Raw genomic sequence first — 21,218 nt, forward strand, 5'->3', positions numbered from 1 at the left:
CACTCCGCGCCACAACACGGATGCTTATGAATCACCGTTCAGCGCGTTTGGGAATCCTGAATGTCGATCCGACCTAGGTGTCGACAGGTCAACTCGCACCGACAAGAAACCACCCTGCCCCCCACTTCGAGCGCAACGCCGGCGGGCTGGTGTCGGGCAGCAGCCCGTTGGGAAAGTCGCTCGCGTCGCGACCGACCACCGCAACGATACAGCGCTGCCCCGCGATCGCCGCGCGCTCGACCGGCATCGCACCAGCGGTAAGACCCAGCCGCACCTCACCGAGACCAAGTAGTTTAGTCAGTCCCGCGTTGCGAAAGGCCGCCTCGATATCGGATAGCGCCGTTGTCGGAGCAGGGCTGGTGAACACCATCGGGACTTCTAGCGTCTGGAACGCGTCAAGCCACTGCTGCGCCTCGCTGTCGAACCGCCAGCGCCCGCCGTCCTGCGTCATCGCGGTTTCGAGCCGGACGAGGACTGCGCGCGTACCGGTGCACGGGACCCATGCAGGCGCCTCGCTGGTGCTACCGCGTGCCAGCAACAGGCTGTCATCGAGCGAGCCGGGCAGGCTGGCGACGTAGCGGCCGACATCGGTCCAGCGCGCGCGCTGCGTCGGCACCGGACTAGCCGTAGACGCGGTCGGGGTGGCGAAAGGCGAGGGAAGTGCACCCGTGTAAGCGACACCGGGGCGCATCGTGCTCAGGTCGGCTGGAAGCGGTGCAGCGGGAGGTTGGGTTCGGGTATCCAAGGCCTGAGCGGCAGAAGAGCGGGCGCTGTCAGGTGGAGGCAGGGTAGTCCCTGCGATAATCCGCGCGGTACCTGGCTCGCGCACGGCAGCGGAAGTCGGAAGGGCCCGCACCTGCTGCTCGCCACGTGCCCGTCTCCGCGCGTGCGTCGTTGAGGCATAGTCGCCCGCCTTCTTCGCCGCCACGCCGCCCGCGATGGCGGGAATAGCGGCAACCGCTACGCAGCCTGACACGCTAACTCCGGCGAGCCCCAGCAGCGTGGCTCGCCCGACCCATCCGCCAACCGTCATCACCCATTCTCCTCGCGCGTTTGTGCGCCGCGCTTCGATACATCGCAACGCTGCCCCTGCAATAACATGTTGCCATGTCTACATCACGACAGGTAGGAGCGCATCCATGCCGACAATCGCGATCATCAGCCAGAAGGGCGGGGCGGGCAAGACGACGCTCGCGCTCCACCTAGCCGCCGTGGCGCAGGAGGCGGGCGCGGTGTCGCTCGTCATCGATACGGACCCGCAGGCGACCGCCAGCCAATGGGCCGCCTGGCGCGGCGACCGCGCGCCCGAGGTGATCGACAGCCCGCCGCCACGCCTCGCCGCCAAGGTCGAGGCCGCGCGCGGACAGGGGGCCGAGGTGATCGTGATCGACACGCCCCCGCACGCCGACAGCGCGGCGCGCGCCGCGGTCGAGCTCGCCGACCTCGTGCTGATCCCGTGCCGCCCCTCGGCGTTCGACCTGTCGGCGATCCAGACCACCGCCAAGCTGGTGCAGCTGCTGCGCAAGCCCGCGTTCGTCGTCTTCACCGCCGGCAGCCCCAACGCGCCGCGCGTCTACGAGGAGGCAGGCGAGCTGGTCGACAGCTATGGCACGCCGCCCTGTCCGGTGATCCTGCCTGATCGCGCCGCCTATCGCCACGCCTCGGCACAAGGTGCAACCGTCACCGAGATCGAACCCGCCGGCAAGGCGGCGAGCGAGGTTCGCGAATTCTACAAGTGGACGTGTCGACAACTAGGCATGCCAGCCCCACGCTTCAGAAAGGTCCGCGCATGAGCCGCAAACCGAGCTTCGCCAATTTAAAGACTGCTGCACAGCCCGCCCCCGCTGCCACGCCCGCTCCGCGCGCCGTAGATCCGGCACCGGGGGCAGGGGAGGGGGCCGAGCGTGCCTCCACCCGCCCGATCAGCCGCGAAGGGCGCAAGCAGATCGCGGGCTTCTTCACGCCTGAAATGTCGTTCGCGATGCACATGCTCGCGAGACGTCAGGGGAGAAGCCTACAGGCGCTGATGGCGGAAGCGTTCAACGACGTGCTGAGAAAGCACGGGGAAAGTCCAATAGGAGAGTAACACCTACACCCGTCGACGTGATAACAGGCGCACAGTTAGACCATCTTGCGCCTCGGCTCGGGACAACATAACTGACATGTCGACAAGTATACCCACGCGAGGAGAAGCCGGCATATCCGCCGGAATAGCCCGTCATCGGACATCGATTAGATCATGATGGTCGGGGAGACAGGATTCGAACCTGCGACCCCCTGGTCCCAAACCAGGTGCGCTACCAGCCTGCGCCACTCCCCGACGCATTGGTCCTGTAGCGGAACCGTGAGCGGGGTCAAATCGGTGGATGATGCTTCCGAGACAATATGGCGACCATTCAGTCGCAACCTGCAGCGCCGGGGCATTTCTCCAGCGAGAGGATGCGATCGACGACGATCTCGTGTCCCGCCATGCCCAGATGACCATAATGGCCCGGATAGCGGGTCTTGCGGCCGATGAAGTCGATCACCGGGCGTTGTTCGGCACGATGCCATCCGACTGGAACTTTGTCGCGGTCCACATCGAGCCAGATCGTGGCGGCGCGGGCACGATCATATTGCGCGCGCCACTCGGCCGGGGGCAGCTTGCCGTTGGGCCATGGGGGCGGCGTGCTGCCGGCGGAGATGAACGCCTGCGCCTTGAAATGGTCGGCCCATATGCCGCGAAAGCGTTGTGGGCGCGTCATCTTGACGCACTTGGCGGTCGCCAGTCCATGGATGGCACCATCGCGGTAGGTCGAGCAGGGGGCCTCGCGTACGAGGCGTTCGCCCATGCGGTAGCAGCCGCGTCCGACATCGGCCTCGCTGCATGGCACCCCGCACAGCCGGGCACGCGCGCGATCTTCCGCGCGGGCGTACACCTTCGGGTCGGGCAACTCGTCCTGTGCCACCGCGGCGGAGCCCAATGCGGCAACGGCGAACGCGGTAAGCAGAGGATATCTGGCCATGGTGCAATACTCCCGGTGTCGACCGAGCCTGACGGCGTTCGACGATCACGCGAGGATGCTGGACCGTCACCACCGAGCGGTCCAGCCCCGACGCATCAATACCGCACGCTGATCGTTCCCATCACCGTTCTGGGTGCACCGTAATACCCACCGTCAAAGTTGGTCGCGGTCAGGTATTTTGTGTTGGTCACGTTGCGCAAATTGACCGCGGCGGAGATGTTGGAGGTGAGGCTGTACGCCGCCAGCAGGTCGAGCAGCGCGTAATCGCCCTGGCGGCCGAGCCCGGTCGGCGACACGATGCGGCTCTGGTATTGCGCGGCCGCACCCAGTTTCAGCGCAGGCAGCATCGGCAGCGTGTAGCTGACATTGAGCCGCCCGGTGTTGCGCGCGACATAGCGGCGGACGGGGCGACCCTCGGGGTCCTCGATCCGCATCAGCGTGTAGCCGCCCGTCACCTGCAGGCCGGGGGCAAGCTGCCCGCCGACGTCGAGCTCGAGCCCCTGCGAGCGTGCGTCGATGCCCTGGTAATAGGTCCGCGTGACGCCGCCCACGGTCTTGATCCCCGCGGCCTCGGCGGTGTTGTCCTGCCGCGTCTGGAACGCCGCCAGCGTCGCGTTCAGCCGCCCGTCGAACCACTCGCCCTTCAGCCCGATCTCGAGGTTCTCGCCCTCGATCGGATCGATGATGCGGTCGTTGATGTCGAGCAGCTGGTTCTGCGGGTTGAAGATCGTTGCCCAGCTTCCGTAGATGCTCAGGTTGCGCGACAGGTCGATCGTCGTGCCGGCGAAGGGCAGGAAGCGCGTCGCGTCGAAGTCGGTGTTCGCGCCGTAGGAGAAGCCGGTGCTCTTGGCGTGGGTCACATTGCCCCCGAACATCACCTTGACGCCGTCGCCGGGGTTGAGCCGGACGAGGCCGTAGACCGTCTCGCGCCGCGTGTGCGTGTTCTGGCTCGATGCCGGATCGGCCGAGAAGGTCGTCGGGAAATTGGGTAGCGGGAAATTGCCCGCGAACAGCCCGGGGTAGGGTAGGTTCACGCCCACCGTGCTGAAATCATAGGCCGAACCCTGAACATACTCCTGCGCGCTGCGGTTCACGCCGATGTTGATCTCGTGCTCGCGACCCAGGATCGTGACTGGGCCGGTGACATACGCTTCCATCGTCAGGTTGCGCGTCTCGGCGTTGAACTTGCCGGGGTAGCTCTTGATCGCGATATCGTCGAACGGATCGGCCGGGTTGGCGATGTCGATGCCGTTCGGCGCGGTGCGCGACGGATTGCCGTAGACGTAGAAGAGCGTGTTGTTCTCGGTCGTCGCGCGGCGGATCGCGCTCGCACGCGCGATCCAGCCGTTGCCGAACTTATGCGTGATGTCGCCGAAAATCTGCCGGTCGATCACGTTCCAGCTCGACCAGTCGGGCGCAACGTTCGATGAGCGCGCGAAGTTAAGCGGCGTGCCGTCGGAATAGGTGAGGGGGATCGCGCCCCACATCGCACCGCGGCTCTTGTGATCCTGGTGCCCGTAGCCCGCACTCACCGTCGTGCTCGAACCCAGATCGGCCTCGACGATGCCGTAGCCGACCCACCGGCGCAGGCCATAGCGGTTGAGGTAGCTGTCGCCGTCCTGATACGCGCCGACCGCGCGGGCGCGGATGCTGCCGTCCTTGGTGATTGGCACGCTCAGGTCCGCCTCGCCGCGATACTGGTCGAACGAGCCGTATTGTGCGGACGCGCGCACCTGCAGGTCCTTGGTCGGGCGCTTGCGAATGAAGTTAACGACGGCCGAGGGGTTGCCGGTGGAGGACAAGAGCCCCGGCGCGCCGCGGACCACCTCAATATGGTCGTAGAAGGCGTTGTCGATCGATCCGGTCTGGATACCGAACGCGAACGGCACGCCGATGCCGTCGATCTGGAACGTCTGGACGTCGAAGCCGCGCGCGGAGAAATAGACGCGGTCGGTCTCGCCCGCCTGCACGTTGATGCCGGGTACGGTGCCGAGCAGCGTATTGACGTCGTTGAGCTGGAAATCCTCGATCTGCGCGCGCGTCACCACGCTGACCGACTGCGGCGTGTTGCGCAGCGACAGGTTCATTCGCGTCGCGGTGGTCTGACCCGGGATGGTGTAATCCTGGCTGCCCTCGGTGCGCGCGCCGGTGACGACGATGTCCTCGCCGGTCTGGGGGGTGGCGGTGTCGGCGGGTGCTGCATCGGACGCTGAAACGGGGGGCGGCGGGACAGGCTGGGCCGCGACGGCGATCGCGCTGGGATCGGCAGCCGCCATCAGGGCAGCAAGCAGGGCAGACATGGTGTTCCTCCAAGAACCTTATAGCGGCCTCTTGGCGGTGACCGTCAGCTAATGCAAGTGACTATCAATAACACGTGAATGTTTGCTCGGGCGACGACAAGGCGTCAATCGCAACCTACCAGCCAGACCGTAGGGAGAACCAACGGAGTCTTAACATTCGACGGTTACCTGCGAGCATGTGGCTTACGCCTGTGCGGGAGAGCTGACATGCAGGTGCACCAATCTGAATTGGCGGGGTACAAATCCGTTCTCGATCGGAATACCGGCACTCCGCATTGTAAATCAGCGCCGCTGCGGTACGTCGCCCTCATGCCCGACCCTAATTCTGTACCGGAACCTTCAACGGAGTGGTCGGACGAAAGGCTCTTGGCTGAATGGATCAAGAGTGACGCTGGACCAATTGATCCGCTAACCGATCCGATTGCTGCGGAAATGCAAAAGCGTGGTTGGCACTCCAATGCGCCGCGAGCGGGCGGATTTCACATGAAATTGACGTCACTGATGCAAGCGGTCCGGCATCGTCTTAGTCGCTGACATCAACGCGCGACCAGCCCGGATGCATCGGCACGATGTAGGCAGGTTCTTGGAGTAGACTTTCGCTATCGACTAACTTTGCCCTCTTAGTCAACAAAAATGCCGCGCGAAGGGCGGGTGCCCTTCGCGCGGCTAAACGAACACTGCGGGCGGGGTCTCGGTCGCCCGCAGGGTAACGTGGCCTAGAAGTGCAGGCGCGCGCCGAAGGTGAAGTAGCGGCCCACCACGTCATAGGTGGTCGGAAAGGTGTTGCCGCTGTTGAACGACGTACCACCCACGCCCGAGCCGACGATCGGCGGCTTCTTGTCGAGCAGGTTGTCGACGGTCAGCGACAGGTCGAGCTGGTCGTTGACTTGGAAACGCAGCGCCAGATCGAAGTAATTGTACGCGTCGATCGAGCGGTACGCCGGCTGGATGCCCGCGGTCGGCACGCCGGTGTAGGTGACACCGTTGACAACCACGGTCGAGCTGCCGGTCAGGGCGGGGTTCGGACCGCCCGGCTGCGCGGTCGTCAGCGGGGTGGTCGCGGTCGCGCGGCTGCCGCACGAACCCGCGCGCAAACGCGGGTGTGGTCGCCCCTATCGACGGTACGACTGAACCCGGTTTGATTACACCGCGGGGTAGATCACCCCTCGTTCGCCGCCTTGAACTTCGCGGTGCGGGCGGCGCGGTCAGCCATCTGGAGCCAGGCGCTTTCCGAGCGACGGCAGCGTTCGCGGACGTGGTGGAGCGTCGCGGCGTCGGCGTCGCGGGCGCAGGATGCGGCCTGTTCGCGGTAGTAGCTTTCCATCTGCACTCCCCTTCTTGTTATCGGTTCGGTTTACGCCCCGTGCGTGCCGACCCCGGTCGGACCGTCGATGACGCGGCGCACCTTGGTGGCGAGTTCGGTGCGCTTGTACGGTTTCTGGATCAGCTCGAACTCCGCGCCGCGTGCGTCGACGCGCTCGATCGAGGATTCGGCGTAGCCGGTGGTTAGGAGCACGTTGATCCGCGGGCGACGTCGCTTGACCTCGCGTGCCAGCATCACGCCGTTCATCCCGCCCGGCATGATCAGGTCGCTGAACAGCAGGTCGATCTTCACGCCTGCGCCGTCGAGCACCGCCAGCGCCTGATCGGCATTCTCCGCGCGCAGCACGGTGTAGCCGAACTCGGTCAGCACCGCCTCGGCATAGTCGCCGACGTCGACTTGGTCCTCGACCACCAGCACCGTTTCGTTGCCGTGCTTGTCCGCCATCGATCGCTGCGGTTGCGCCCCCTCGGGCTCGACCTTGGCCGCCTCGCACGGGAACAGCATGCGCACGGTCGTGCCGTGGCCTTCCTCCGAATAGAGCCGGAGCGACCCGCCCGACTGTTTCATGAAGCCGTAGACCATCGACAGCCCGAGCCCGGTGCCCTTGCCCTGATCCTTGGTGGTAAAGAACGGCTCGGTCACGCGCGCGAGAATTTCAGGCGACATGCCCGTGCCCTGGTCGGCGATCGTCAGCATGACGTAATCGCCGGGCTCGAGCTCGCCGAAGCCTGTGTCGCCTGCCTCAAGCGAACGATTGGCGGCCTCAATCGTGATCGTACCCCCGTTCGGCATTGCGTCGCGCGCGTTGAGCAGCACGTTGATGATCGCGAGCTCGGCCTGCGTCGGGTCGATCCGCGCGTTGCACGTCTTCTCGGCGTGGCGAATATCGATGCGGATCGCGCCGCCCGCGGTCCGCTCGATCAGCGGCTGTAGCTGGTCGATCAGGTCGACCAGGTTGACCACGCGGCCCTGCAGCTTCTGCTTGCGCGAGAAGGCGAGTAATTGCTGCGTCAGCGTCGCACCGCGCTCGGCTGCCTGCATCACCGCGCGGATCGAGCGCGCGGCCTTGGCGCGGTCGAACTCGCCCGGCTTCTCCAGATTGTTGAGCACGATGTCGCCGAAGCCCTGGATCACGGTCAGCAGGTTGTTGAAATCGTGCGCGACTCCGCCGGTCAGCTGGCCCACGGCCTCCATCTTCTGCGCCTGACGCAGGCCTTCCTCGGCATCGCGCCGGCGCGTCACGTCGAGCTGCGAGGCGAAGAAGTAGATCAGCTTGCCGTCGGCATCGAACACCGGGGAGATGAACAGCGCGTTCCAGAACGAGGCGCCGTTCTTCTTGTAGTTGAGGATCTCGACCGAGGTCTCGCGCCGCTGCTCGATCGCGCGGCGTACCTCCGCGACGGTGTCACGATCGGTATCGGGGCCTTGCAGCAGGCGGCAATTGTGCCCGACCAGCTCGTGCCAGTCATAGCCGGTCATGTTCATGAACGCCGGGTTGGCGAACACGATCGGGTTGTCGGGCTTGTTCGGATCGGTGACGATCATCGGCATCCGCGTGGTTTTCACCGCCGCGAAGAAGATGGTGTTGTGATCGTCCCCCATGTCGTGGTTCGCCATGCCGGCCAGATGCGGGGGCGGGCCGCCGGGCGGGGTTTCACTCGTGTCGTCGGCCATCAATGTCCCTGGGGTACATGCGTGGAGGCAAACCCCGAAGTGCCGGCCCTTGGCCGCACCAACCAACATAAGTTGGGATTGTTCCCTGGCGCGCGTGATTTCGACCAAGTGCATGGTCGTGGCCGGCTTTTCGCGCGCGTCCGATGCAGCGGGGGAACGCTTCGCACCGCCCGGTCTTTAACGTGCATCAGCTTTACTGACCCGGATTTGTATGACGCGATTGTTCTTCCTCCACGCGCTGGGCGCGAGCGCGCAGTCGTGGGACCGGGTGATCGCGCGCCTGCCCGGGCATGATTGCGTCGCGCTCGACCTGCCAGGCTTCGGCGACAATGCCGCGATGGGGCACCTGAGCGTCGCGGACATGCTTGACTGGTTCGCGGGCGAGGTCGCGAGCCATAACAGCCCACGCTGGATCGTCGTCGGCCACAGCATGGGGAGCAAGATCGCGACGCTGACCGCCGCGCGCCGCCCCGGCGGGCTCGCCGGCGTCGTGCTCGTCGCCGCCTCGCCGCCCGCGCCCGAGCCGATGGACGAGGCGCGCCGCACCGAGATGCTCGGCTGGTTCGCCGACGGCCCCGCTAGTCAGGCGCAGGCGGAGAAGTTTATCTCTGCCAACACCGCGGGTCCGCTGCCGCACAACCTCGCCGAGCAGGCGATCGCGGATGTGCGCCGCAGCGCGCCCGCGGCGTGGCGCGGCTGGTTGGAGCAGGGCGCGCGCGAGGACTGGGACGCCAGGGCAGGGGTGATCGGCTTACCCGCGCTGATCGTCGCTGGCGCAGACGACGGCGACCTCGGCGAGGACGCGCAGCGCCGGCTGAACGCGCCGCACTACACCCATCCGCAGATCGAGGTCGTCGCAAACGCCGCGCATCTCATCCCCTACGAGCAACCCGAGGCGCTCGCCGCGCTAATTGCGCAGCACGTCCGCCATATCGAACAAGAAGGAGAGCGTTGATGGATCTGGGTATCAAAAGCCGCGTCGCACTGGTCAGCGGCGCCGATTCCGGCATGGGCAAGGAAACCGCGCGGCTGCTGCTCGAGGCGGGGTGCCGCGTCGCGATCACCGACAAGGGCGACAACACGATCGGCGAGGCGGTAAAGGAGCTGTCGTCGCTCGGCGAGGTGATCGCGGTCGCGGCCGACGTGCAGAAACCCGATGAGGTCAAGAAGCTCTGGCAGGAAGTGCGCGAGAAGCTCGGCGACCCCGACATCTACGTCAATGCGGCGGGCGTCACCGGCGCGACGGGCGACTTCCTCGAGGTCGACGACGCCGGCTGGCAGGAAACGCTCGACATCAACCTGATGGGCGCGGTCCGCATGTGTCGCGAGGCAATCCCGGCGATGCGCTCGAAGGGTTGGGGCCGGATCGTGCTGTTCGCGTCCGAAGACGCGGTGCAGCCCTACGTCGATGAACTCGCCTATTGCGCGTCCAAGGCCGGCATTCTGAGCCTCGCCAAGGGGTTGTCGAAGGCATACGGCTGCGACAACGTGCTGGTCAACACCGTCTCGCCCGCGTTCATCGCGACGCCGATGACCGACAAAATGATGGAAAAGCGCGCCGAGGAAAAAGGCACCAGCTTCGACGAGGCGATCGACAGCTTCCTCAAGGAAGAACGCCCTGGCATGGTACTCGGCCGCCGCGGCCGCCCGGAGGAAGTCGCCGCAGCAGTCGCCTTCCTCTGTTCCGAACGCGCGAGCTTCATCAACGGTGCAGGGATACGCGTCGATTCAGGCTCGGTGTTCACGATCGCGGGGTGAAAGTGCCTTCACCGCAGCGCCTTACTCAGAAAGCGTTGCGGTGAACCAATACCTTGAACGTCGCGACTAGGATCTGGATGTCGCGTACGACGCTCCAATCGTTGATATACTCCAAATCGGCGTCGAGTCGGTTGGTCAGATCCTCAGTCCGATGCGTTGCACCGCGGAAACCCCGCACTTGCGCAAGGCCGGTCAGCCCCGGCTTGCACGCGTGACGATGGTGGTAGCGCGGGTCGACTTCCCAGAACAGCTGATCGCCCGCCAGCGACCCGAGCGCGTGTGGGCGCGGGCCGACGAAGCTCATGTCACCGCGAAGGATGTTGAACAGCTGTGGCAGTTCATCGATGCTGGTTGCGCGGATCAGCTTACCCACACGAGTCACGCGCTTGTCGTCGCGCGACGTCGATTGCGCACCCGCAGTGTCCGACAGGTCACTGCGCATGCTGCGGAACTTAAACATCGAGAACAGCCGATTTCCGTAACCGACGCGCGGTTGAACGAAGAACGCCGAGCCTGGGCTGTCGAGTTTCACTGCGATGAACACCGCGAGTAACAAGGGGGAGAGCAAGATAATCGCGGGCATCACGATCGCGAGATCGAGCATGCGCTTCATCACCCGCTCACGGAGTGGCAGCGCGCCGATAGAGACGAGCACAGTGGCGATTCCAGCGAAATGCTTGTTGCCAATCGCGCCGAACTGATCGAGCTCCGGAACCAGCAATTCGGTGCGCACCGCGCTGCCCTTCATCGTCACTGCCCAGAACGCGCGTCGCTCGGGCAGACAGGCGATGAACGCCTCGTCCACACCCTTCAGCGCCTGTGCCAGCCGATCGAGGAAATACGGATGCGGCGTCCCTGCGCCCGGATCAATCCGGCGCGCGTCGAGTATCGCCACATCAGGGGGCAGGTCGATCGCCAGACCATCCAGCACCACCAAGCGCGATTCCGCTGAACCATCAAGCATTCGGGCGCCAGCACTGCCCAGCACGGCGCGGAATATAGTCAGCAGCACACCCGACAGCAGCAGCGACGTGCCTGCCAGCAAACGCGGTACGTAGGCGGCACGATTGAGGCAAAAGGACACGAACACCGCCAGCAACAGCGCCCCAAGCAACGCCGCCAGACTTGCAACGGTGCCGCGTAACCATTGCTCGATTGTCGTTGGCCGCAGATTGCGAATTTCAAGCAATAGGAATAGAGATATAGTGGCTATGAACAGCCCAAAAGTCGGGACGCCGTTCCAAGCGCTCGGCTGGAGATAGGGCGTCAGCCAGAAACCTAGTGACACTGCCGCCGCATCAACGAGCAGAACCGCGGCGTAAAGCCGCATCCGCGTTTGACGTTTCAGCGATACTCGCGTCCCCGCCACGGTAGTATCCAACATGTTACACACTTACGACTAGGGTCGGACCAGCTAACCCATCGCCACTGCAAACGGTAGTGGCAAAAAAGACACATAATGCGGTATAACAACAATATAACTACTAATACGTAGAGCCGGTACAGCGTCAAGTCACTAGCGTACGCGTGGAGGTAGCGCATTTAGATCTCTGGCTTCATGGCGACAATCACGTCGTGACAACCTTACTCTCTTGGTTCAGACGAGCCGGTCGTTGATCGCTTAGCACTGAATGCGTCAGTCCAGCGGCAATGACGATATTCACACCAGTCTTGTCTGCTGTACTACGTATCAAGGCGAGCAGTCACGATAATCAGGAAGGTAAAACCAGCGGTGCTCATGCAATCAGTATCGAGAAAAACTGTGTTAGAAAACGTTAGAATGTAAGCAGGAGGTTGCTTAACCTAGACAGATAATTGAGCGCTCGTCTACTGGCGGCATATTGGGCGTGGCTGATGCACTGAGCGGCAGCCACGCCGATGACGCTCACTTCCGCTTCATCTCTTCCTGCAGCAGCTTGACGTCCTGACTGCGGCCGCGCGGCAGGATCAGAATGTCGTTGCCGCTCGCGACCACGATCAGGTCCTCGACCCCCACCATCGCGATTTGCGCACCATCGCTGCGCACCAGGCAATTGCGGCTGTCGAGTACGATCGCGTCGCCGTTCACGACATTGCCGTGCTCGTCGTTGCCTGCGATTGCATGAAGTGCGTCCCAGCTCCCGACATCGCTCCATCCCATCGCGACCGGCACCACCGCGACGCGCTCGGCCTTCTCCATGATCGCATAGTCGATCGAGTCCGACGGCGAGGCCTCGAACTCGGATTTGTCGGGATAGACGCGAACACCCTCGCGGCGCGCGCCCTCCATCGATGCCTTGGCAGCACTCAGGATATCGGGCCGGAACTGCTCAAGCGCCGACAGATATGCGTCGGCGCAGAACAGGAAGATACCACCGTTCCAGGCATGATCGCCGCTCGCGATCATCGCCTCCGCTACCTCGCGCTGTGGCTTCTCGACGAAGCGCGCGACGCGGTGGACACCCGTGGCGACCTCGTCACCCACCTTGATGTAGCCGTAGCCCGTCTCTGGCGCGTCCGGCGTGATCCCGAAGGTGACGAGCCAGCCATCCTCGACCAGCGGGAGGGCTGCGTGGATCGCGGCGTGGAACGCGTCCGGATCGGCGATCACGTGGTCGGACGGCATGACGAGGAGCGGCGCGTTGCCGTCCGCCTCAAGTGCGGCGAGCGCGATTGCGGGCGCGGTGTTGCGGCCGGCGGGCTCGAGAATGATTGCCTGCGGAGAGGCGGTGATCTCGGCCAGTTGCGTCTCGACCTGATCGGCGTGCGCAGCGTTCGCAACCACGATCGGCGCGGCGAACGCATCACCGTGCGCGCGCGCCGCGGTCAGCTGCAACATCGTCTCGGCTGCAGTCAGCGCCAGGAACTGCTTGGGTCGCTCGGGTCTCGACATCGGCCACAGTCGCGTTCCCGATCCGCCGGACAGGATCACCGGCACGATTGCTGACACTGGTATATTCTCCCAACCCCGCCACCGAACGATACGGCAACGCAGCCGTAATGATCCGGCTGCTACAAAGCTATAGTGTCTAGATCTATGCGAATAGGTCGCCGATTGCACGTATGCGAAAAGCATTAATCCACCGTCGCCGACGATGTTCGCTGGCATCGTGGCGCATGTGGCAGCGCTGGCACAGTGCGGCGAGGTTGCGCACGCGATTGTCGCCTGGATCGTGGTTCAGATGCGCGCTGGCTAGTACTACGCGTGTGATGCGCAGTGCAGCCGGCGCGCCGATACCGGCGAATCCCGGCTGCGCCCACGCCAGCTCGGATGGACTGGCGAGCGCACGCACGGCCCGCCCACGTCCGTCCCGCCAGCGCGTAGCTTCCTCGTCCCACCACATGCCGTTGCCTAGATGCAGCACGTCGCGCCCATGCGGGCGCTGGCAATGCTCGCATCGTCCTTTGGCGCGGGTGAAACGGATGAATGCCGACAACTCGCGCCAGTCGATCGGATACAACCAGCGATGTTCACGCGCTATCGGCATGACGATTCTATGAGTCGGCGCCGGGTAGAACGAAAGCGGAAAACGGATTGATTCAGATAATCAATCAGTGAGCCAGAGCGACCGTCATCGCTCAAGGCTGGCATGCCTTGTGACAAGCAGGCATGCGCCGACCAGCAATCCTGATTGCTCATCCTATTAGCATCTGCGATCCTACAGATAAGGACGGTGAAGGCCCGTTCCCGGGGCGTAGGAACCCCTCTGATGCGCAGCCGGTCGAGAGCTTCTCGGCCGGGTGGCTGTCGCGCATGTCCAAGGCTCTGCCCAAAGGCGGCAGCGCCCTGTGCTGCGCGCTGGGTTCCTAACGCCCGGCTTCTAAGGCCGGGTACCGCCTCATCTCTGGTTAGAGGCGGTATGGAAACAATCGATTGGGCGAAGGTCGAGCGGCAGTTCTTCGCACTCGAGATGGTCCGCACAATCATCATGCTGTTCGAGCGAGCAACGCGTGGACGACGTGGCCGGCGAACGGGTTTGATGACGCTGGCCGGCATGGACGTTTTCGAAACACTCGCGCGCCAGCGCGGTGCTTTCGCTCGGCCCGTACCGCTCAGACGTGACGATCTGGTCGAACGGTGCCGCATGAGCCAGCGGCGGATCGATCTCGCCGTGCAGCGTCTGGTCGCGGAAGACTTCCTGATCGTCAGCGGCTCGTCCGACCGGCCGATGGTGCAGCTTCAGATACCGGGGCGCGTGTTCGAAACGTACCGGCGACACGCCAACGAAATAGCGCAACACCCCGATGAACGCGCGATCGAACGGCACGATTTGGATGATGCATTGAGCTTGCTCGACGACCCCGACTTCGACCAATTCGCCGATCGAGAACGCGTGCTGCTGCAGAATCCATGGCTCGGTCACGCCGATCGTCCGGCATGAGCCGGAAGCACAGCAATCGCGGGCAGATGCTGCGTGCCGAGCGACGCGACGATCGATTGAGGCACCGTGCGGATCAGTATGCCCGACGATCGGCACGGGCGTTCGGCGTTGTCGTCAGCGTTGCTAAGATGGTTGAATTACGTGCCGTGATCGCGTCAGGTGAGCTTACCGATGCGGTACGCCTGGTTGGCACCATAGGTACGTCAGCTGACGCCTACGCGATCAACTTCAACGGCGTAATCTTGGTCGCCGTATATGATCGATCGGGACAATCTATTGCGGCGTTCCTGCTGCCGACTGCTCCTGAAATCCTACTCTTCCGGGACAACGAGGATGTTCACGATCGCGCAGTGTCGGACGCCAGTATTGCCGCGGTGAGTTCTTCGCTGCCGATCTCCCCGGCGACGTAGCGGGCATTCAAACCCTCGACCTCGGTGGACAGCGTACCGCCTTCGTAGCGGATCGATCCGCGCGCGAAATCCACCTCTTGCTGGCGTCGGATGCTCTGGGCTTCGCTGATCGGCAGCAGGGCGGGTGGGGGCGGTACAGTGTCGCTCAATGCTCGCATCCTTCCGCAGATTTGATAGCAGAGTTCGGCATCGAGAACGACGCGCACGAGCGGCATGCCGTCGGCCGAACCAACCCCTCCGCGTCGTGCTGACATCAGGCTGTTGGTAGTAGTGCCAAGCTGAGAAAAGTGCACTGCTGAGGGATGGCAGGATATGCCTCGTGGCACCAATGTCGGACATTGGCTCACGAAGTGCCGCTGCGCGGGGCGTTCAGAGTGAGGCTTGAGTGCTGCTATTGGCGCATCCGGTACGCAGCAATGCCTCGACCGTGCGAATGAAACCGGCAATTTCTAGCAGGCGTCACTAATCGCTCAGTCGGTGAGGTCGCGGCCTTCCACCAGCCGTCCAGTCTTGAGCATCAGCACGCGGTCGCAGCGCGCGAGCGACTCTTCCCGGTGCGCGACGATCACTGTCGCCGGTCGCTTGGGCAACGCCGCGAGCATGTCGAGGATCGTGCGCTCGCCGGCGATATCGATTGCGTTGGTCGCTTCGTCGAGGATCAGCAGCGCAGGCCGGCGCAGCAACGCGCGCGCGAGCGCGATACGCTGGCGCTCGCCGCCCGACAGGCGCGCACCGCGCTCAGCAACGGTCGTGTCCAGTCCTTGCGCCAGGCTGTCGACCAGCGCCGTCGCGCCGACCAGCGCCAGCACCTCGTGCAGCGCGTCGTCACCTACCGCCGGCCCGTCGAGCGTCAGGTTGCGCCGCAGCGTGTCGTGGACGAGGAAACCGTCCTGCGCGACATAGGCGACACGGCGGTGGTCGACCGGCGCTCCGCCCAACGTAATGCTGCCGGCTTGCGGCGCGATCAGCCCGGCGATGAGGTCGACCAGCGTGGTCTTGCCCGCGCCCGACGCGCCGACCAGCCCGACGATCTCGCCCGAGCGAATGATGAGGTCGACGCCGTGCACCCCACCGCCATCGGCGTGCGTGAAGGTGACGCGGTCGAGGACGATCGTACCGCCGTCAGCACCGGTGATCGGGACAACAGGCGTGGGTGACGCGGAGAGCGCGTCCGGTGTCAGGTCGCGGCCCAGTTCGACCAGCGCGGCGTGTGCGGGGAGCAGCGTTGCCAGCTGCTGCGCCGCCTGCTGGATCTGCAGCGCAGGCCCGCTCATCCGCGACAGGATGACGATTGCTGCGAGCAGGCTGGCGACCGGCACGGCCCACCATGTGCCGATGAGCAGCAGCGCCGCGCCGACCAGCGCCGACGCGCTCGCGGTGGCGACGCGCGCCAGGCTCTGGTGCCGCTCGAAGGCGAGCTGGACCGCGGACAATCGCTGCGCATCCGTCTCCACTCCGGCGACGAAGGCAGCGCCGGCACCGTGCGCGATCGCGGGCTTGAGCCCGGCGAGGAACTGCCCCGAGGCGTGCATCATGTCGAGCTGCCCCGCAGTCATCGCCTCGCCGACGCGGCTCGCGCGCGCCAGCGTCGGCAGCGCCAGCGCCGCGGCACCCAGCAGCAGCAACGCGGCAAACAGCGCCAGCGCCGGCGCGATCGCGAGCGCCAGCAGCCACTGCACCGCGAGCAGCACTGCGGCGACCAATGCTTGAAGAAAGTAATGTACTGCTGCTGCAACGCGCTGCACGTCGCCGCCTACCGCCGCGGTCAGCCGCGCGTGGCGCAGCCCCGCAACATCCTGCCACCGTGCCTGCGCGAGTGCGCGCAGCAGCGCCATGCGCTCTCGCTCCACGAACCCGATCCGCAGCGCGGCGAGGTGCCGGTCGCGCAGCAGCAGCACGCCCGCGCGCACCAGCATGACGAGCACGAACACGGCCAAGAGCGCGGAAAGCCGCTCCAACTGGGTGTCCGCACCGACCAGCGCGAACCAGCGCGCCGCGACCGCCTGCGCGCGACCGCCGTCATTCACCAGCAGCCCGGCGAGCGGCACCAGCAGCAGCAGCCCCGCACCCTCGAGCAGTCCGCCGAGCAGCATCAGTCCGGCCGCGCGCCGCCAGCTGCCGGGCATGTCCGCGAACACCGCCCGCGCGAAGGCGCTAGCCTCGGCGACGAGCCGACCCGGATGCGCGAGCACGGGCACCCGCGTTCAGCTGGCGTCCGCGCCCGCGAACCGCGCGGTCACCAGCGCCGACGCCTCCTCCAGCCGGTCGAGCGCCCGCGGTCGCGTGAGCCCGAGCACGTCGCTGCCCGCGAACAGCTCGACGCACTGGCGCCAGTGCTCAGGCCCACGCGCCATCGGTCCGACCAGCTGGCCGCGAAAGGTGTTGGCCACCAGCACACCGACGCCTTCGGCACCGTTCAGCGGGGTGAGCGCGGACGCGTCGCCCCAGTCGAGCCGGATCACCGCGGCAAGGTCGAAGGCGCGATCGTCGGCGAGCGCGTCGATCGGCACGCGATATTTGTCCATCGTCTGCAGCACCGGCTCGAACCCGTCGGGCGCGCGGTCGATCGCGCCTAGCGAGGCACGCCACAGCTTCAGGTTGCGCAGACCCGGCCACAATCGCGCGCGGCCGTCCGCCAGCTCGACAGCGCATAGGTCGTCCGCAATCACGCGTTGGCCCAGGTGGTGGAGGTGCATCGCGATCGTCGACTTGCCCCCACCCGAAGGAGCGACGAACGCGACTGCGCGCCCGCCGATTTCGACCGCGGAAGCATGGAGCGGCAGCACGCCCCGCTGGTGAAGCAGCGCGCCGACTGCCGAACCCAGCAGGAACGCGCGCACGTCACCCTCCGCGGCATCGCCGATCGGTTCGACCACGATCCGCGTGCCCCCGGTCACCAAGTAGCGCGCTACCCCGGGCACCTCCATCCAGAACGTGTCGTGCGCGGCACGCACCCCCGTGACCACGGTTGCGATGTCGGGCGCCGGTGCCGGACCGATCTCGACCACCACGTCGCGCGCATTGCCACTCGCATCCGCATCGCGCAGTTCGGGCAGCGGAAGTTCGGATTGCCAGCCAAGGCCAAACGCCCGATAATGCCGAAATCTGGGGGACATAGGCGGGGTGTTATCCGCTCAACCGCACCCCGCCAAGCCGAGAGAGACAATGAACGGAGCGATGGTGGTGACCCGCCGGCCGGGGATGATCGAAGCGGACGCCGGGGGCGAGCTCGTCGGGCTCGATGTCGAGAGCGGGACCTGCTTCGGCTTCAACGCGACCGCGACGCGCGTCTGGCAGTTGATCGAGACGCCGCAGACGGTCGATGCGCTGGTCGCCGCGCTGATGGCCGAGCATGACGTCGAAGAGGCCGAGTGCCGCGACGGGCTGGCCGAGCTGCTGCGCTCGCTCAAGGCCGAGGGGCTGGTGCGGCTCGACCAGGCATGACAGCGCTCGCCGGCCTGTGGGACCGGCGCGGCGTACAGGGTGCGTGGGAGGGAGCGGTCGGGCGGATGCTCGACGCGCAGGCGATCTACGGCCCCGAACCCGCCGCGCGCCGCACGCTGGGTGAGGCGACGCTCGGCCGGCGCCTGTTCTCGCTGCTGCCCGAGGATGATTTCGATCGCGGGCCGGTATCGGGTGGTGACGGCACGCTGCTGCTGGTCGCCGATGCGCGGATCGACAATCGCGACGAACTGGCCGAGCGGCTGGGGCGCAGCATGGCCGACCTCGCACGCCTGCCCGAACCCGCGCTGGTCATGGCCGTGGTCGAGCGCTGGGGCGTCGCCGGGCTGGGCCACCTCGTCGGCGCGTTCGCGGTGATCTTGTGGGACGAGCGTCGCCGCGCGCTGACGCTGGCGCGCGATGCTTTGGGTGAGCGCCCGCTCCATTATCACCAAGGCGACGGCTTTCTTGGCGTCGCTTCGATGCCCAAGGGGCTACACGCACTGCCCGAGGTGCCCTATCTCACCAGCGCCGCGACCTCGGCCGACTTCCTCGCGCTGTTGCCGCAGGGTGGGGAGAGTTTCTTCGCCGGGATCGAGCGCGTGCTGCCGGGGCATGCCTTCACCTTCACCGCCGACAGCGTCACCCAAATGCGGCTGTGGACGCCGAGCGACGCGCCGCTGCGATTGAGCGCCTCGGACTATGCCGAAGGATTACGCGCCGAGCTCGACCGCGTGGTCGCGTCCCGCCTGCGTCGCGGCGATGGCGCGGTCGGTGCGCATCTGTCGGGCGGGCTCGACAGCAGCAGCGTCACGGCGAGCGCCGCGCTTGCGCTCGCGCCCGACACGCTCCACGCCTTCACGGCGGTGCCGGGAACGCCGGCGCCCGTGGAAGCCGGGCGGATCGGCGACGAGGGTCCGCTCGCCGCGGCGCTGGCGGCACGCTACCCCAACATCGCGCACGTGCTGGTGCGTGGGCAAGGCGCGTCGCCGCTGCCGCTGCTCGACCGCCATTTCGACCTCTACCAGCGCCCGATCACCAACCCGTGCAATGCGGTGTGGTGGGATGCGACCAACGATGCGGCGCGCGCGCGCGGCGTCCGCGTGCTGCTGACGGGCAACATGGGCAATTTCACGCTCAGCCACGACGGCAGCCAGTATCTGCCGACGCTGCTGCGCCACGGCCGGCTGCTCGCGCTGGCAGGAATCGCGCGGCAGCTGCACGCACGCGGCTGGAGCGCTAGGCGCGTGGCATCGACGACGCTCAGCCCGTTTCTGTCGCCGCGTCTGTGGGAATGGGCGAACGCGCGGCTCGGCCGGTCATGGGCGCTCGGCAATTACAGCGCGCTGCGCCCCGACGCGGCGCAGGCGCACGACATCTACGCGCGGGCAAGCGCGCGCGGGCTCGACCTGTCGTACCGGCCATGGGCGGACGGGCGCGCGATGCGTCTGTGGGGGCTTGAGCGCGTCGACATGGGCGTGTTCAACAAGGGTACGCTCGGGGGCTGGGGGTTCGACCTGCGCGATCCGACCGCGGATCGCCGCCTGATCGAATGGGCGCTGCGCGTGCCCGAGGAGCAATATATCCTGAACGGCGAGCCGCGCTCGCTCGCCAGGCGTGCCTTTGCCGACCGGCTGCCGGCGGAAATCCTGCATGAAACACGGCGCGGCTATCAGGGCGCCGACTGGCATGTCGGCGCGAGCGCGGCACTGGCGGGCTTGCGCGAGGAGATCGAGGCGGTGACGCGCTGCGCCGATGCCGACGCTTTGGTCGATGCCGGGCGGCTGCGCGCGCTGGCGGCGGACTGGCCCGATTTCGCCCCTGACGATCCGCGCTGGGCCGACCGCGCGATCACCGATCGTTATCGCTACCAGTTGCTGCGCGGCGTCGCGGCGGGGCATTTCCTGCGCCGGGTGGCGCGTACCAATTGAGCACACGTCCCCCCGCAACGCTGCTGGCGGAGGCCTTGGTGATGCTGGCGCTCGCCTCGCTGCTGATCGCGATACTGCCGTTCCGCCGCGTCGCGGCGCTGTCGGCGCGCGGGCGGCAGGGGCGTGCGGCTTATGCGCAAGAGGCGGCGCTTTTATCGCGCGCGGTCGCGGCGTGGGGCCGGCGGGTGCCGTGGCGCGCGGTCTGTTTCCAGCAGGGGCTGGCGACGCAACTGATGCTGCGTCGGCGCGGGCTGGCAGCGCGGCTTCATTACGGCGCGCGCCGCGACGAGACGGGCACGCTGGTCGCGCACGTCTGGGTCCGCTCGGGCGAGGTCGATGTGATCGGCTGCGACCGGGTCGAGCGCTACGGCCTGCTGGCGGTGTTCCCGCCCGCCTGACGCGCGATCAGCGCACGACCGGGTCCAGTTCCGCCGCGTGATCGCGGGGAGCCGGTCCACCGCCGGGCCGCGCGCCCGCGACATCGTCATAGCGCCCGCAATAAGGCTTTCCGCCCCCCGCCCGCTCGCCGCAATAATCCGCCGCGCGCATCTGCACGCCCCGCAGCACCAACGCGTGTCCGTCGCGCAGTTCGACCGTCAGGTAGCCGTCGGGTCCGACGCGCGCAAAGGCGGTCGACAGGGTGCGGCGTCCCTGCGCCTCCGCGGGCGTATCGGCGTGATGAATGGGCTTCCCCGCCATGGCGGCCTCCGCTGCCGAGAGGGTCGGGGCAGCAAGCGCCACCCAACAGCACAACAGGATGTGGTGCATCACACTCTCCATGAAGGATGCTGCATAAGGGGATCGGAGTCCTGAGTCACCGCATCGATCACGTTCATCCATGCTGCAGCGCATCATTCAGGTCACGAGCAAGTTACCAAAAACATGATTTCGCCTTTCGCCACGTATGATCGTGCAATTTCATTGTTTTCGTAGCCACATGCCGCTTGACGCCCGATGATGCGGCGTGATTAGTGTAACATTATCTTAACGGGATACCCATCGTTCGCTCAGACG

General features: G+C 65.9%; 21 protein-coding genes and 1 tRNA gene. 7 read left to right on the plus strand and 15 right to left on the minus strand.

Annotated features, from left to right (window positions below; all coding sequences use genetic code 11):
• Positions 1–88 precede the first annotated feature (88 nt).
• Positions 89–616: a hypothetical protein gene (locus HRV97_RS16625; protein ID WP_174195249.1), complete on the minus strand. Its 528-nt coding sequence runs from the start codon at positions 614–616 to the stop codon at positions 89–91.
• Positions 617–1,139: 523 nt separating this feature from the next.
• On the opposite strand from HRV97_RS16625, the gene parA reads away from it, so the two are divergent.
• Positions 1,140–1,793, plus strand: coding sequence for a ParA family partition ATPase (gene parA / locus HRV97_RS16630; protein WP_174195250.1), 654 nt, complete (start codon positions 1,140–1,142; stop codon positions 1,791–1,793).
• Entirely contained in the window at positions 1,790–2,086 is a 297-nt protein-coding gene (locus HRV97_RS16635; RefSeq protein ID WP_174195251.1) for a ribbon-helix-helix domain-containing protein, read from the plus strand. The genes parA and HRV97_RS16635 overlap by 4 nt, the downstream gene beginning before the upstream one ends.
• A gap of 157 nt (positions 2,087–2,243) precedes the next feature.
• Here the strand turns inward: HRV97_RS16635 and HRV97_RS16640 are convergent.
• The 6 genes from HRV97_RS16640 to HRV97_RS16665 form a co-directional block, all read right to left on the minus strand.
• Positions 2,244–2,320, minus strand: a tRNA-Pro gene (locus HRV97_RS16640).
• A 76-nt stretch (positions 2,321–2,396) separates the two neighbouring features.
• Entirely contained in the window at positions 2,397–3,005 is a 609-nt protein-coding gene (locus HRV97_RS16645) for a hypothetical protein (protein ID WP_174195252.1), read from the minus strand.
• Positions 3,006–3,100: 95 nt separating this feature from the next.
• Positions 3,101–5,305, minus strand: coding sequence for a TonB-dependent siderophore receptor (locus HRV97_RS16650; RefSeq protein ID WP_174195253.1), 2,205 nt, complete (start codon positions 5,303–5,305; stop codon positions 3,101–3,103).
• Positions 5,306–6,021: 716 nt separating this feature from the next.
• A complete protein-coding gene (locus HRV97_RS16655) occupies positions 6,022–6,399 on the minus strand; it encodes a TonB-dependent receptor (RefSeq protein WP_246248831.1) in 378 nt (125 codons plus the stop codon).
• A 65-nt stretch (positions 6,400–6,464) separates the two neighbouring features.
• A complete protein-coding gene (locus HRV97_RS16660) occupies positions 6,465–6,629 on the minus strand; it encodes a hypothetical protein (protein WP_174195254.1) in 165 nt (54 codons plus the stop codon).
• 30 nt (positions 6,630–6,659) lie between these two features.
• Positions 6,660–8,303: a histidine kinase famiy protein gene (locus HRV97_RS16665; protein ID WP_174195255.1), complete on the minus strand. Its 1,644-nt coding sequence runs from the start codon at positions 8,301–8,303 to the stop codon at positions 6,660–6,662.
• Positions 8,304–8,514: 211 nt separating this feature from the next.
• Here HRV97_RS16665 and HRV97_RS16670 point away from each other — a divergent pair, with 211 nt between their 5' ends.
• Both HRV97_RS16670 and HRV97_RS16675 read left to right on the plus strand, forming a co-directional pair.
• Positions 8,515–9,258, plus strand: a complete 744-nt coding sequence (locus HRV97_RS16670) for an alpha/beta fold hydrolase (protein WP_174195256.1) — start codon at positions 8,515–8,517, stop codon at positions 9,256–9,258.
• Positions 9,258–10,061, plus strand: a complete 804-nt coding sequence (locus HRV97_RS16675; RefSeq protein WP_174195257.1) for an SDR family NAD(P)-dependent oxidoreductase — start codon at positions 9,258–9,260, stop codon at positions 10,059–10,061. Before HRV97_RS16670 ends, HRV97_RS16675 begins: the two co-directional genes overlap by 1 nt.
• A 25-nt stretch (positions 10,062–10,086) precedes the next feature.
• Here HRV97_RS16675 and HRV97_RS16680 read toward each other — a convergent pair whose 3' ends face one another.
• The 7 genes from HRV97_RS16680 to HRV97_RS16710 form a co-directional block, all read right to left on the minus strand.
• Positions 10,087–11,391 (minus strand): sugar transferase, encoded by a 1,305-nt coding sequence (locus HRV97_RS16680; RefSeq protein ID WP_223176921.1) that lies wholly within the window; start codon positions 11,389–11,391, stop codon positions 10,087–10,089.
• A 555-nt stretch (positions 11,392–11,946) separates the two neighbouring features.
• Positions 11,947–12,990 (minus strand): mannose-1-phosphate guanylyltransferase/mannose-6-phosphate isomerase, encoded by a 1,044-nt coding sequence (locus HRV97_RS16685; RefSeq protein ID WP_343044539.1) that lies wholly within the window; start codon positions 12,988–12,990, stop codon positions 11,947–11,949.
• 85 nt (positions 12,991–13,075) lie between these two features.
• On the minus strand, positions 13,076–13,528 hold the full coding sequence (locus HRV97_RS16690) for a hypothetical protein (RefSeq protein ID WP_174195259.1): 453 nt from the start codon (positions 13,526–13,528) through the stop codon (positions 13,076–13,078).
• 351 nt (positions 13,529–13,879) lie between these two features.
• Positions 13,880–14,404 (minus strand): hypothetical protein, encoded by a 525-nt coding sequence (locus tag HRV97_RS16695; RefSeq protein ID WP_174195260.1) that lies wholly within the window; start codon positions 14,402–14,404, stop codon positions 13,880–13,882.
• A gap of 355 nt (positions 14,405–14,759) precedes the next feature.
• A complete protein-coding gene (locus HRV97_RS16700; protein ID WP_343044540.1) occupies positions 14,760–15,047 on the minus strand; it encodes an antitoxin VbhA family protein in 288 nt (95 codons plus the stop codon).
• Between the two features lie 255 nt (positions 15,048–15,302).
• The gene (locus HRV97_RS17825; protein ID WP_174195261.1) at positions 15,303–17,024 is read right to left on the minus strand and encodes an ATP-binding cassette domain-containing protein; all 1,722 of its coding nucleotides are present in this window, start codon (positions 17,022–17,024) and stop codon (positions 15,303–15,305) included.
• A 12-nt stretch (positions 17,025–17,036) separates the two neighbouring features.
• A complete protein-coding gene (locus HRV97_RS16710; protein WP_174195262.1) occupies positions 17,037–17,948 on the minus strand; it encodes a hypothetical protein in 912 nt (303 codons plus the stop codon).
• Between the two features lie 49 nt (positions 17,949–17,997).
• On the opposite strand from HRV97_RS16710, the gene HRV97_RS16715 reads away from it, so the two are divergent.
• Genes HRV97_RS16715 through HRV97_RS16725 form a run of 3 tightly spaced genes read left to right on the plus strand, consistent with a single transcriptional unit; the run spans position 17,998 to position 20,602 of the window.
• Positions 17,998–18,276: a PqqD family protein gene (locus HRV97_RS16715; protein WP_174195263.1), complete on the plus strand. Its 279-nt coding sequence runs from the start codon at positions 17,998–18,000 to the stop codon at positions 18,274–18,276.
• Positions 18,273–20,204, plus strand: coding sequence for an asparagine synthetase B family protein (locus HRV97_RS16720; protein ID WP_174195264.1), 1,932 nt, complete (start codon positions 18,273–18,275; stop codon positions 20,202–20,204). The genes HRV97_RS16715 and HRV97_RS16720 overlap by 4 nt, the downstream gene beginning before the upstream one ends.
• Entirely contained in the window at positions 20,201–20,602 is a 402-nt protein-coding gene (locus tag HRV97_RS16725) for a lasso peptide biosynthesis B2 protein (protein WP_174195265.1), read from the plus strand. The genes HRV97_RS16720 and HRV97_RS16725 overlap by 4 nt, the downstream gene beginning before the upstream one ends.
• A gap of 7 nt (positions 20,603–20,609) precedes the next feature.
• Here the strand turns inward: HRV97_RS16725 and HRV97_RS16730 are convergent, their stop codons facing one another.
• Positions 20,610–20,972, minus strand: a complete 363-nt coding sequence (locus HRV97_RS16730) for a hypothetical protein (protein ID WP_174195266.1) — start codon at positions 20,970–20,972, stop codon at positions 20,610–20,612.
• Positions 20,973–21,218 lie beyond the last annotated feature (246 nt).

Origin of the sequence: Sphingomonas hominis, assembly GCF_013328205.1 — a bacterium.
Classification (GTDB): Bacteria; Pseudomonadota; Alphaproteobacteria; order Sphingomonadales; family Sphingomonadaceae; genus Sphingomonas; species Sphingomonas hominis.

Coding starts and splice junctions, on each gene's coding strand:
- HRV97_RS16680 (WP_223176921.1), bottom strand. CDS start 11,391: ATGCGGCTTTACGCCGCGGTTCTGCTCGTTGATGCGGCGGCAGTGTCA.
- HRV97_RS16660 (WP_174195254.1), bottom strand. CDS start 6,629: ATGGAAAGCTACTACCGCGAACAGGCCGCATCCTGCGCCCGCGACGCC.
- HRV97_RS16675 (WP_174195257.1), top strand. CDS start 9,258: ATGGATCTGGGTATCAAAAGCCGCGTCGCACTGGTCAGCGGCGCCGAT.
- HRV97_RS16670 (WP_174195256.1), top strand. CDS start 8,515: ATGACGCGATTGTTCTTCCTCCACGCGCTGGGCGCGAGCGCGCAGTCG.
- HRV97_RS16650 (WP_174195253.1), bottom strand. CDS start 5,305: ATGTCTGCCCTGCTTGCTGCCCTGATGGCGGCTGCCGATCCCAGCGCG.
- HRV97_RS16720 (WP_174195264.1), top strand. CDS start 18,273: ATGACAGCGCTCGCCGGCCTGTGGGACCGGCGCGGCGTACAGGGTGCG.
- HRV97_RS16690 (WP_174195259.1), bottom strand. CDS start 13,528: ATGCCGATAGCGCGTGAACATCGCTGGTTGTATCCGATCGACTGGCGC.
- HRV97_RS16645 (WP_174195252.1), bottom strand. CDS start 3,005: ATGGCCAGATATCCTCTGCTTACCGCGTTCGCCGTTGCCGCATTGGGC.
- HRV97_RS16715 (WP_174195263.1), top strand. CDS start 17,998: ATGAACGGAGCGATGGTGGTGACCCGCCGGCCGGGGATGATCGAAGCG.
- HRV97_RS16730 (WP_174195266.1), bottom strand. CDS start 20,972: ATGCACCACATCCTGTTGTGCTGTTGGGTGGCGCTTGCTGCCCCGACC.
- HRV97_RS16665 (WP_174195255.1), bottom strand. CDS start 8,303: ATGGCCGACGACACGAGTGAAACCCCGCCCGGCGGCCCGCCCCCGCAT.
- HRV97_RS16700 (WP_343044540.1), bottom strand. CDS start 15,047: ATGCCGCTCGTGCGCGTCGTTCTCGATGCCGAACTCTGCTATCAAATC.
- HRV97_RS16710 (WP_174195262.1), bottom strand. CDS start 17,948: ATGTCCCCCAGATTTCGGCATTATCGGGCGTTTGGCCTTGGCTGGCAA.
- parA (WP_174195250.1), top strand. CDS start 1,140: ATGCCGACAATCGCGATCATCAGCCAGAAGGGCGGGGCGGGCAAGACG.
- HRV97_RS16635 (WP_174195251.1), top strand. CDS start 1,790: ATGAGCCGCAAACCGAGCTTCGCCAATTTAAAGACTGCTGCACAGCCC.